Raw genomic sequence first — 10,490 nt, forward strand, 5'->3', positions numbered from 1 at the left:
TGACTCCTTGGTTGGATAGTTTCACTATCCATAATGGATAGCGCTACTATCGAAGTCAAGAGGTGGCCATGAGAATTTCCGAACTGTCCGCGCAGACAGGCGTGACGGTACCGACGATCAAGTACTACCTGCGCGAGGGGCTTCTGCCCGAGGGGGAGCGGTCATCTGCGACTCAGGCCGCCTACGGCGAGAAGCACGTGGAGCGGCTGCGGGTGATCCGCGCGCTGCTCGACGCCGGCGTGAGCATCGCCGAGACGCGGCGGGTGCTCGGCGCGCTGGACGATCCGCCGGCGAGTGCGAACGACCTGCTCGGAACAGCGCATGCGGCGATCACTCCGCCGGTGGATGAGGCGTTGGATCTGACGGAGGCCGAGGCTCTTGTCGCGGGGCTCGGGTGGAAGCCCGGGATGTGCGACCCGGCCGTGCTGCATGCGGTGGCGCGAGCGCTGCAAGGGTTGGAGCGCGTCGGGTTCAGCGTGCAGGACGCGGTGATGGCGGAGTACCTCGCGAGCATGCGGCGGATTGCGGATGCGGAGATCGCGGGGGTGCCGGGGGAGTCTGCGGAAGCTGCCGTGCGGTACGTGGTGCTGGGGTCGGTGCTGGTGGAGCCGCTGTTGTTGGCGCTGCGGCGGGTGGCGCAGCAGGTGAGCTCGGGGGAGACGTTTGGTGGGGACAGAACTAGCGCATGAGGGCCGAAGCCAGACGTTCTCTCAGGGCTGGATCACACACATAGACGTACGTCCCTCGCATGCCTCTTGTCAGTAGCACGCCATAGATGTTCCGGATGAACGTCAACAGAGCATCGTCCCCGAACGCGTCCTTCAGGTGTCCGGTGTTCTCCTTGCCCTTCTTGTCGCGATAACTCTCCCGATCAGCGACGATCCGACCAGTCGCCGGGTTGAGGCGGAGGTCCGGTCCAATGATGACGCCTGCGTAGTTCAGGTCGTACCCCTGAACGGTGTGGATCGAGCCAACTTCTTCGAGTGACCCCTTCGAGTTGATCCAGTCCTTATCGGTCCCGTTCCACCGCATTCGCTCACCGTCAAGCTCGATGTCGAATGCGTCCGGGTTCTTCTTCGACGCCCAGTCCCATGCGTAGCCTGCGACGAGGCGGGAAAGACCGACCTCAGCATCCTTCTGCCGGATGGCATCGCGCATCTCTTCCAGGTCGTCGAAGAGGCGCAGCTCGTACTCGCCAAGGTCGGGGAGCGATGGCGCTTCATCCCGCAACAGAGCGCGGATGAACTCGACGTAGTCCGCTCCAGCCTGCACGCGCATCTGGGTGGTCAGGCGGAAGAAGCGGTGCGTATCCTTGGCCCCACCAATCTCGGCATTGAGTGCCGCCGGCGAAAGATCATGGGGCCGCACGCTCTGCTCGCCGTCAACGAGCAGGAGCTGATGCTTGCTCCGGCGCTTGATCCAGTCGAGCTGGGTGTATCGAGGGTTGTCGCTTCCGAACAGCGCCTCGTTGATCTCTCGGAACTTCTTGTTCTGCACGCCTGAAGCCTGGTTAGCTCGCTGCCCGAGACGGTGGGTTTCGTCGACGAGTACGAGGTCGTACGCCTCGTCCGATTCGCCGAGCTGGAATGGCGACATCACCATCGAAGCATCGAGCTTGGGCGTCTTCTTGAAGACCTTCTTCACTGACATGCGCAGAGACTGTTGCGGGATCACGAGCGCCATGCGGAGTGTCTTGAGCAGCTCGCGATTCTCGGGGACGAAGAACTCCGAGAACATAGAGTCTGGCTCGACCCCGTCGTGATCGTCGTAATCGCGGATGTCGGCGAGCAATTTCATCAGGAAGATCGCGATGATCGTCTTCCCCGTTCCCGGGTCGCCCTGTACAACGAGCGTTGATCGGGCGCCTGGGTCTTCGAGATCTTCGATCAGCCCCTCCAGAATGTCCATGATCGCGATGCCCTGATCATCTGTCAGAGCTTTGAAGGGGGAGAGTTTGAAGAGGTCGGAATTCTCGATCTGAGGGATGCTCCGCGAGAAGAGCCCCTCTGCTCGCATCGCTTCAAACACGTCACGAAAAGACTCACGGTAGAGGTCGCGATCGTAGTACTGCGCGTCTGTCAGCCCGTCGTTCCCGTTGAGGATGCGGTATCGGCCGTCTCCGGAAAACCAACGGATGAGATGCGATTCAAGGTCGAGGCAGACTGACTTGTTGAATGTGTGATCCACGACGACGCGAATCGACTCGAGGGACTCGTTCTTCTTCGAGCCGGCGAGGTGCTGTCGCATCCGGGTAGCAGCACTCACCGTCTCACCTACGTAGAGCCCGGGCGAACTGCGCTGGGCATCGCCTTCGATCACGTAGACAACCGGCCAGTTGGTGTGCCGGGTGTCGTCACGCGCCCACGTATCAACAGCGTCACGGCGGAAAAGAAGGCGCTGGATGCTGAAATCTGTCACTCCGGCGCCTCGGAAAGCTTGGTGTACTTCGTCATGCGGCCCTTGGCCAGCTCCACCGGGTACTTCGCCTTCGTCGACTCCAACTTCTTCATGACGATCTCGTCGAGGTCAACGCCGATCTTGTTCGCGAGGTGGATGCAATAGGTGACAACATCTGCGAGCTCCGCTTCGACCTGTTCTTGGTCGAAGTCTGCGGACCACTGGAAGCACTCGAGGAGCTCGCCGGCCTCGATCGAGATGCTCTTGGCGAGGTTCTCCGGCGAGTGAAACTGGTCCCAGTCCCGTTCGGCTACGAAGGCGCGAAGGGCGGCGAGAGTCTGCGGCGACGGCATGATGCGACGCTAGCAGGGTCGGAGAAGGGGCCCCGAGGACACTCCCTGTTAGCTTGCTCTCGGAGGCATAGTGAGCGGGAGCCGCGTTATCGAGGTCGTTGCAGCCGTCATCGAGCATGAAGGCAAGATCCTTGCGTGCCGCCGCCGACCGGAGAAGGCCGCTGGAGGGAAATGGGAGTTCCCCGGCGGCAAACTCGAAAAGGGTGAGACGCACAGCGAGGCTCTGGTGCGAGAGATACGCGAAGAGCTCAGCGCCTCCATCGAGGTCACCGCCCCGCTTCGAACGGATGACACCGTGGTCGGCGAAAGCACCATCCGCCTCATTTGTCTTCGCGCCAGGTTGCTCGGAGATCCACCGACCCAGAGCCTCGATCACGATGAACTGCGCTGGGTTCGTCGTAGCGATCTGACGGATCTCGATTGGGCCGCTCCAGACCTGCCATCTGTCGCGGAACTTGCGGCCGGGGCGTCTACTCGATGACCAAAAAACCCTCGTCGTCGCGGACGATCAGGAGGATCCCCAACTCGGACAACAAGGCCTCGAGATGTGCGATCGGTCGACTGGGAAGTAAGACGACGGGAACTGCGGGCCTGCCGGATTCCCGAGCGAGTAGCGAGTAGTCGAGGACCTGCCCAATCGCGGTGCGGACATATTCACGAGCGGGCGACTTCTTCGCTTCGACGATCCAGCCAGACTCCGAGACATAAAGATCCGGCTCGATCATGGCTCCTGCGGAGCTCAGGCGAAGGCGCTGAGGAGTCTCACCACGGGACTCGATCCACTGTCCGAAGTCCTTCTGCAACTCGAACTCGATTCGAGAGACGACGCGCTCACCAGGGACCAGCGGTGCTCCAACGACGTACGACGACGACTCGGCAGGCGTCCAGGACGAGGCCTGTGCACTTTCTGTAAGGGGCGTGGATGGCGCATCGAGTGCTTCCACATCGGCGTCAACCGGCACGAGCTTGAAGATGATTCCTTCGCGAAGATTCCCGTCCGAGTCCGGGATCGTCTCAATGCTGAACGCCGGCTCGCCTGTCGTGAACTCCCCCACGTAGGTGACGTAGGTGCCTTGCTTCGTGAGGAGGCGGATAGGACGCCCATTCTCGGCCGCGTCTCGAAGCGCTGTGTTCCCACGCGCGAATATTTGGGGGCCACGCTGGCCTTCGCCCGTGTAGAGAAAAGAGCCATCCTCCTGTAGTCCTTCAAACGCGTCATATCCGTGCCTCGCTCCGCTTTCCGGGCTGGTGATGACGAGGATGTCGGGAATCGACCTGGGCGTGATGATTCCGCCCTGTTCCTGACCTCCGTAAGCGGCGTGAATCTCTCGCCGCAGCACGGTGTCGCCGATCTCGAGGGTCCAGAGCGTCGGGTCGGTGGGTGGGAGCTGCCGGGCGAACCGAGTCCGCACAGCATTAGCCTGGCTGTCGTCGAGTTCCCACCGGGCGACGCCTTCGGGCAGCCTGCCGTATTGCTCCCGAAGGAAGCCGCGGATGCGCTTCTGGCTGACGTTCAGTTCGAGTGAGAGTCGGGCCGGCGTCGTAGTGCTCACGCGACGCAGCATATCGATATGCTGCGTCACCCATGCTGCGCTCCCAGGTCCGCTATCGTCTGGATCAAAGCGTGTTCAACGAAGAGATGGAGCAACGGTGGAGTTTTCAGAGCGTCTCGATTCCCTCGCGACGAAGGTGAAGAACCAGGCGACGGCGATCGGGACTGAGGAGGCGACGAAGAACGCATTCGTCATGCCGTTCATCTCAACGATTCTTGGCTACGACGTTTTTGACCCGCTGGAGGTCGTCCCGGAGTTCACGGCGGACGTGGGCACCAAGAAGGGCGAGAAGGTCGACTACGCGATCATGCGCGACGGGGAGGTTCAGATCCTCATAGAGTGCAAGCCATCGATGGGTTCACTCAAGATCGAGCACGCCTCTCAGCTCTTCCGATACTTCTCCGTCACGAACGCGCGCATCGCTGTCCTGACCAACGGCGTTCTCTGGCACTTCTACACAGACCTCGATGCCCCGAACCGCATGGATGGCAAGCCGTTCCTCGTTCTCGACCTGCTCGACATCGATGAGACCCTCATCCCTGAGATCCAGAAGCTCAGCAAGGAGAGCTTTGATCTCGAATCGATCATCAGCGCTGCGGAAGAGCTGAAGTACATTGGCGCGCTAAAGAGAGAGATTGCGAGCCAGTTCCGCGAACCGACCGACGAGTGGATCAAGTTCTTTGCAACGCGCGTCTATGACGGCTCATACACGCAGAAGGTTCGACAGCAGTTCACCGGTCTCGTTGGGAAGGCAGCTCATCAGTTCCTCAACGAGCGGGTGAATGACCGCTTGAAGGCCGCGCTCGGGGTGAGCGGCATCGCGCACCCTGCAGACCCGTCGCCGGCGACGAGTGCCGAGGTTGTGGAGGCAGATCTCGATCGCGACACCGAGATCGAGACCACTCTCGAGGAACTTGAGGGCTACCAGATCGTCAAGGCGATCGCTTGCGGCGAGGTGAAGCCGCAGCGGGTAACCCATCGCGATGCCAAGAGCTATTTCGCCGTACTGCTCGATGACAACAACCGAAAGCCAGTTGCTCGCCTTCACTTTAACGGGAAGCAGAAGTACCTGGGGTTGTTGGACGAGGACAAGGTTGAAACGCGCCACGCGATCGAGGAGCTCGACGAGATCTACTCTCACGCGGACGGAATTCGTGAAGCGGTTCGTCGGTACAAGGACTGACGCGAAACCGAGCAGCGATGTTTGCCAGCGTGGAGCACGAGGACTTCTTCTCGTGCTCCACGCTCTCGTTAAGGCCTACTCGAACCCACCCGTCAACCGCCCGCGCATCCGCGAACTACTCTCATTCATCCCGACGATCTCCACCGTCTTCCCCATCGCCTGATACTTCGTCTCGATCGCATCCAACGCCGCAACGGTTGACGCATCCCACACATGCGACCCCGACAGATCAATCACCACGCGATCCGGATCGTCCGAGTACGAGAACAACGTCGTCAGGTCATTGCTCGACGCGAAGAACAGCTCCCCCTCCACGACGTACGTCACAACGTCCCCCGCCGCAGACAGCACGCGCGTAACCGTTACGAAGCGCGCCACCCGCCGGACGAACAGCACCGACGCGACCAGCACCCCACCGACCACTCCGACGGCCAGGTTGTGCGTGATCAACACCAGCGCCACCGTCGCGACCATCACGAACGTCTCGCTCTTCGGCATCCGCTTCAACGTCGACGGACGCACGCTGTGCCAGTCGAACGCCCCGATCGCGACCATGATCATCACGGCCACGAGCGCTGCCATCGGGATCGTCCCGACGAAGTCGCCGAACACGACCACCAGCAAGAACAAGAAGAGGCCGGCGCAGAACGTCGAGATGCGGGTCCGCGCGCCCGAGGCCCTCACGTTGATCATGGTCTGACCGATCACGGCGCAGCCGCCCATGCCGCCGAAGATCCCCGACAGCACGTTCGCCACGCCCTGCCCCCACGCCTCGCGGCTCTTGCGCGAGTGGGTGTCGGTGATCTCGTCGACGAGTTTCGCGGTGAGCAGCGACTCCAGCAGTCCGACGACCGCGACTCCGAGCGCGAACGGCGCGATGATCGTGAACGTCTCCCACGTCAGCGGAACGTTCGGGATGAAGAGAGAGGGCAGGCTCCGCGGCAGCTCTCCCTGGTCGCCGACCGTCGGCACCGTGATGCCGAACGCCAACACCACTCCCGTCACGATGACCACCGACACCAGCGGCGCCGGCACGATCTTGGTGATCTTCGGCATCACCAGCATCACGACAATCCCGAGCGCCACCAGCGGATACACCAGCCACGGCACATCGATCAGCTGAGGGAACTGCGAGCTGAACACGAAGATCGCCAGCGCGTTCACGAACCCGACCATGACGCTGCGGGGGATGAACCGCATCAGCTTCGCGACGCCGACCACCCCGAGGATCACCTGGAAGATGCCGGCGAGGATGACGGTCGCGATGAAGTAGTCGAGCCCGTACGTCGGGGCGACGGGGGCGATGACGAGCGCGACGGCTCCGGTCGCCGCGGTCACCATCGCCGGCCGCCCGCCGAGGAACGCGATCGAGACCGCCATGATGAACGACGAGAACAGCCCCACCTTCGGGTCGACGCCTGCGATCACGGAGAACGCGATGGCCTCGGGGATGAGTGCGAGTCCGACGACGAGACCTGCCAGCACCTCGCGGGTCAGCATCCGCGGATTCTTCAGCGCCGTCAGTACAGAGGGGTTCGCCCGGTAGCGGGCACGATCATCGACCGTCGTTGCAGACATGGAGCTCCTGGGGAAGGCGCCTCGAGAATGAGGCAGACGCTCCAGCGTAGGGCGAGCACCGTGGGGAAGAGAGGATCCCATCTCAGCGGCCTACTTTCCCAGATTCCGGTGGTCTCGAGTTCGTCACTCGATTGTGATGAATCCGTCGCAGTACGGTCCCCGCGGTTCGCTATGGTCAGATCGAGCCCAACTGGGGTCCCTCAGCAGCATGGAGTCAGCGTGAGCAACGTCCCCGCCGGTTGGTACCCGAGTCCCGAAGACCCGAGTCAGGTCCGCTATTGGGACGGGACGCAGTGGACGCAGAGCACCGCGCCCGCAGTGGCCCCGGAGACAGGCGCGGAGGCTGTGACGCTCCCCGCCCCTGTGCTCTCGCCTCCGCCCGCACCCGCGGCTCCATTTGCTCCTCTGGCTACCGTCGCCGCACCCGCTTCCGCCGCCAGGACAAACGCTGCCGGATCGAAGAAGAAGTGGATCATCGGCGGGGCGATTGCAGCGGGCGTGATCGTCGTCGGATCGGTCGGCGCTGCCATCGGCGCTGGCGGCGGTGCTGAACCCGCCGCCGACGCGAGCGTCGCCCCGGTTGTGGCGACGCCGACGGCTGCACCCCAGCCGACATCTACACCCACGCCACCGGCCGCCCCGGTGATCGAGGTCGTCGACGCCGTCGCATTCCGGGCGCAGGCGGGCTCTCACCTCGACGACATGCTCAAGGACCTCGATGACATCGTCACGACGGTGAACGAGGACGGCTTCTGGCGCCTGTTGAGCAACTCAGGCGAACTCGCGTTCAACCAGGGGCAGCTCGAAGCACTGGATGTTCCCGAGAGCGTGGCCACCACCTGGCCAGCAACTCTCCTTGCATTGGATGGCGCCCAGGATGTTCTGGTTGAGGCGATTTCGACGCAGGATGGCCCGTCGATCCTCGCGGCAGTCGAGACGGTTCGCGCACAGGTTGAGGCAACCCGCGCCGTTGTGAACACCGCTCAGTAGTCGCACACCGCTCTGGGGAACGGCCGTCGTTCCCCAGGCGAAGAAGAAATCGAGTCTCATGGTCGACAAAGAGGTCCAGTACGAGACCAAGACGGTGACGACCGTCCGAGGGGCAGAAGCCCGGTCGATCGCGAAATGGGAGGAGCAGGGCTGGGAGTACGTCTCGCAGGCGGAGCTCCCGATGTTCCGCACTCAGCTGACCTTCCGTCAGGTCAAGCCGAAACCGCCGTGGCTCGTCATCGGAATTGCCGGCGGAGTAGTCGTCATCTGCTTCATCATCATCCTCATCATGAGTCTGATCACCGGCGGTGACGACGGTTCGACCCAGCCAACGACCGCACAGGCGAGTGCTGCGGCTGAGCCCAGCCCCGAACCGTCCCCGGAACCCGAAGACGTGTACGTATACGCCGGCCCGCAATACGAGACGGTCGCGGTCGACGCCGGACAGAGTCCCGCTGCTCTCAACCACTACTGGATCTACTCGGCTGAACTCGACACGGCGTCCGACGCTTACAAAGACCAGATCAAGATGATCCTGGAGGACATTGCCCGCACCGAAGGGTCTGCTCTGTTCCTGGCGGAGATCGTGATGGACCGAGAGATTGCCCTCGCGGAGTCTCCGTCGACCTACGAGGCTTTTGTGCAGGAGCACGGTGAGGACTACGCCATCACCGCGATCCCTCAGAAGGAACCGGCCGGCTGGGTTGCCTCCTACGCCGGGGGCTTCGACTACAACACCGGTGAGGCGAGCGACTCGGCGTTCGAGTTGACGTTTTGGCCCGTGGGACCGTCCGAGATTGAGAAGTGGAAGCCCGAAGAGGCTTCGTGACATCGGTCGCTGAGCTCTTCGCCCACGCGGGTGTCGTCAACCGCGGCGTCGTGCGCTGGGGTGAACCCCCGAGTGAGGCAGGGCCGGGCGTGTACATCGTGTCGACGGTCGAGGGCCCGGCGTCGAATGCGGGTCTTTCTACCGCGCCCTTGCGACCGAGTGCCCTAGAGGACCTCCTCCGCGTGCGCCCGGAAACCGCAGTTGACGGTCAGACCGCGACGGTGTCCATGCTGAAGCTCAGGCTCGATGCAATGTGGGCCGAACGAGAGCCTGTGGCATATATCGGACTCGCGAGCACGAGTGTGCGTACGCGCGTTCGTCAGTTCTACCGAACGAGGATCGGCGCTCGAGCTCCTCACTCTGGCGGGTGGCCGATAAAGATGCTCGACCCCGCGAAGCTGTGGGTGCACTACGGCTCGGTAGCGGATCCGCGTGAGGCTGAGGCGGCGATGGTCGCGAGATTCGTCTCCGGACTCCCTTCGCACGTGCGAGTGGGGCTTATCGATCCGGGCGCAGCGATTCCCTTCGCCAACCTCACGTTTCCGGGCGGACGCCGCAAGCGCCATGGGCTCTCAGGAGTGAAGCCACCCAGAAGCCTCGACGGGGGAGAATGAGACCGCGGCTGGCGGCGCATTGTTCCTGCAGCATGCCGGCGTACCGCAGGCCTCTTTCCGCAGGTCGGCAGCAGTCTGCGTGATGCTCGTGCCTACTCTCGTCGCATGCCTCTGGGATCGCTTGCTGACATCATCACCGCTCTGACAGCTATATTCGCCCTTCTGGCGGCGATCGCCGGCGCGCGCCATGCTCGTCAACTGTTCGGCGTGGAGGCCCGACGCGATGAAGCGGCGGCTGCTCGTGAGCGCCAGTCTCAGGCGAGCAAGGTCTTCGCGTGGGTCGCCTCCCGCATGGGGGAGGAGACTACCTACGGTGTTGTCGTGGTGAACTCCTCCAAGCAGGCGATCTATGACGTGGAGGTGCGCGTGACGGACGCCCGCGCCAACGCGCGCCACCCGATCGCGCTCACGATCTTGCCTCCCGGTGCGTACTACCTGGGGGAGAGCTCCGAGGCATACGGGTGGGAGTTTGCTTCGCGCCTCCGGTCGTTCGACGACGAGATACGCCCGGTGACAAAGTCGAAGAAGCGTCGCATCCTGGGGATGTCTTTCCGGGACAGCTCGAACCTCGTGTGGACGCGTGATGACGAGGGGGCCCTCAACCCCGCGTAGAAGGAGAGAGAACCCCTGCGCGGTACTTCAATGACTGCTCGTCGCCCCGGTGCGGCAGCGCGACACGCCCGGCGGTCAGCCTAGATTTGCCCGATCCTCGGGATCCGCGTAACTTATTACTTGTTCGCCCCAAACGGTTGAGCGGAGGTCCTCGGACCGGCTCCCGTCAAGCAGCTAACACCTCCCGAATCCCAGACACTCACTGAGTGAACAGGATGAAGGTGCTGATCCGTTCCCACGGTCAGGCCGAGAAAAAACTCGGACTTGACAACGGAAACGAGATCGGTAAGATAGAGAAGTTGCCCTGCGGGCCTGGCTGTGATGGCTGGGTCGTGGGAGCATCCGATCCTTGAGAACTCAACAGCGTGCACTTGTCAAATG

At 62.7% G+C, this 10,490-nt stretch carries 10 protein-coding genes and 1 pseudogene; 7 read left to right on the top strand and 4 right to left on the bottom strand.

What is annotated here, in order from left to right:
• Window positions 1–68 precede the first annotated feature (68 nt).
• Window positions 69–689 (top strand): MerR family transcriptional regulator, encoded by a 621-nt coding sequence (locus tag ACFVWL_RS08195; protein ID WP_387180846.1) that lies wholly within the window; start codon window positions 69–71, stop codon window positions 687–689.
• Here ACFVWL_RS08195 and ACFVWL_RS08200 read toward each other — a convergent pair.
• Entirely contained in the window at window positions 679–2,418 is a 1,740-nt protein-coding gene (locus ACFVWL_RS08200) for a DNA/RNA helicase domain-containing protein (RefSeq protein ID WP_387180848.1), read from the bottom strand. The two genes, ACFVWL_RS08195 and ACFVWL_RS08200, sit on opposite strands and share 11 nt — an antisense overlap.
• Entirely contained in the window at window positions 2,415–2,750 is a 336-nt protein-coding gene (locus ACFVWL_RS08205; protein ID WP_167633700.1) for a nucleotide pyrophosphohydrolase, read from the bottom strand. The genes ACFVWL_RS08200 and ACFVWL_RS08205 overlap by 4 nt, the downstream gene beginning before the upstream one ends.
• Before the next feature lie 70 nt (window positions 2,751–2,820).
• On the opposite strand from ACFVWL_RS08205, the gene ACFVWL_RS08210 reads away from it, so the two are divergent.
• A complete protein-coding gene (locus tag ACFVWL_RS08210; RefSeq protein WP_387180851.1) occupies window positions 2,821–3,231 on the top strand; it encodes a (deoxy)nucleoside triphosphate pyrophosphohydrolase in 411 nt (136 codons plus the stop codon).
• On the opposite strand, the gene ACFVWL_RS08215 is transcribed toward ACFVWL_RS08210, so the two are convergent.
• On the bottom strand, window positions 3,221–4,303 hold the full coding sequence (locus ACFVWL_RS08215; RefSeq protein ID WP_387180854.1) for a hypothetical protein: 1,083 nt from the start codon (window positions 4,301–4,303) through the stop codon (window positions 3,221–3,223). The genes ACFVWL_RS08210 and ACFVWL_RS08215 overlap by 11 nt on opposite strands.
• 97 nt (window positions 4,304–4,400) lie before the next feature.
• On the opposite strand from ACFVWL_RS08215, the gene ACFVWL_RS08220 reads away from it, so the two are divergent.
• Entirely contained in the window at window positions 4,401–5,486 is a 1,086-nt protein-coding gene (locus tag ACFVWL_RS08220) for a type I restriction endonuclease (RefSeq protein ID WP_387180857.1), read from the top strand.
• 75 nt (window positions 5,487–5,561) lie between these two features.
• Here ACFVWL_RS08220 and ACFVWL_RS08225 read toward each other — a convergent pair whose 3' ends face one another.
• Window positions 5,562–7,064: a SulP family inorganic anion transporter gene (locus ACFVWL_RS08225; protein ID WP_387180859.1), complete on the bottom strand. Its 1,503-nt coding sequence runs from the start codon at window positions 7,062–7,064 to the stop codon at window positions 5,562–5,564.
• 171 nt (window positions 7,065–7,235) lie between these two features.
• Between ACFVWL_RS08225 and ACFVWL_RS08230 the strand changes: the two are divergent.
• From ACFVWL_RS08230 to ACFVWL_RS08245, 4 genes and pseudogenes are all read left to right on the top strand, one after another.
• A pseudogene (locus ACFVWL_RS08230) lies at window positions 7,236–7,382 on the top strand (DUF2510 domain-containing protein); the annotation flags it as partial.
• A gap of 27 nt (window positions 7,383–7,409) precedes the next feature.
• Window positions 7,410–8,054, top strand: a complete 645-nt coding sequence (locus ACFVWL_RS08235; RefSeq protein ID WP_387180954.1) for a hypothetical protein — start codon at window positions 7,410–7,412, stop codon at window positions 8,052–8,054.
• Window positions 8,055–8,112: 58 nt separating this feature from the next.
• Window positions 8,113–8,883, top strand: coding sequence for a hypothetical protein (locus ACFVWL_RS08240; protein WP_387180862.1), 771 nt, complete (start codon window positions 8,113–8,115; stop codon window positions 8,881–8,883).
• 719 nt (window positions 8,884–9,602) lie between these two features.
• Window positions 9,603–10,109, top strand: coding sequence for a hypothetical protein (locus ACFVWL_RS08245; protein WP_387180865.1), 507 nt, complete (start codon window positions 9,603–9,605; stop codon window positions 10,107–10,109).
• Window positions 10,110–10,490 lie beyond the last annotated feature (381 nt).

The sequence above is a fragment of the Microbacterium sp. NPDC058269 genome, from assembly GCF_042881445.1.
GTDB lineage: Bacteria > Actinomycetota > Actinomycetes > Actinomycetales > Microbacteriaceae > Microbacterium.

Coding starts and splice junctions, on each gene's coding strand:
- ACFVWL_RS08195 (WP_387180846.1), top strand. CDS start 69: ATGAGAATTTCCGAACTGTCCGCGCAGACAGGCGTGACGGTACCGACG.
- ACFVWL_RS08205 (WP_167633700.1), bottom strand. CDS start 2,750: ATGCCGTCGCCGCAGACTCTCGCCGCCCTTCGCGCCTTCGTAGCCGAA.
- ACFVWL_RS08225 (WP_387180859.1), bottom strand. CDS start 7,064: ATGTCTGCAACGACGGTCGATGATCGTGCCCGCTACCGGGCGAACCCC.
- ACFVWL_RS08240 (WP_387180862.1), top strand. CDS start 8,113: ATGGTCGACAAAGAGGTCCAGTACGAGACCAAGACGGTGACGACCGTC.
- ACFVWL_RS08245 (WP_387180865.1), top strand. CDS start 9,603: ATGCCTCTGGGATCGCTTGCTGACATCATCACCGCTCTGACAGCTATA.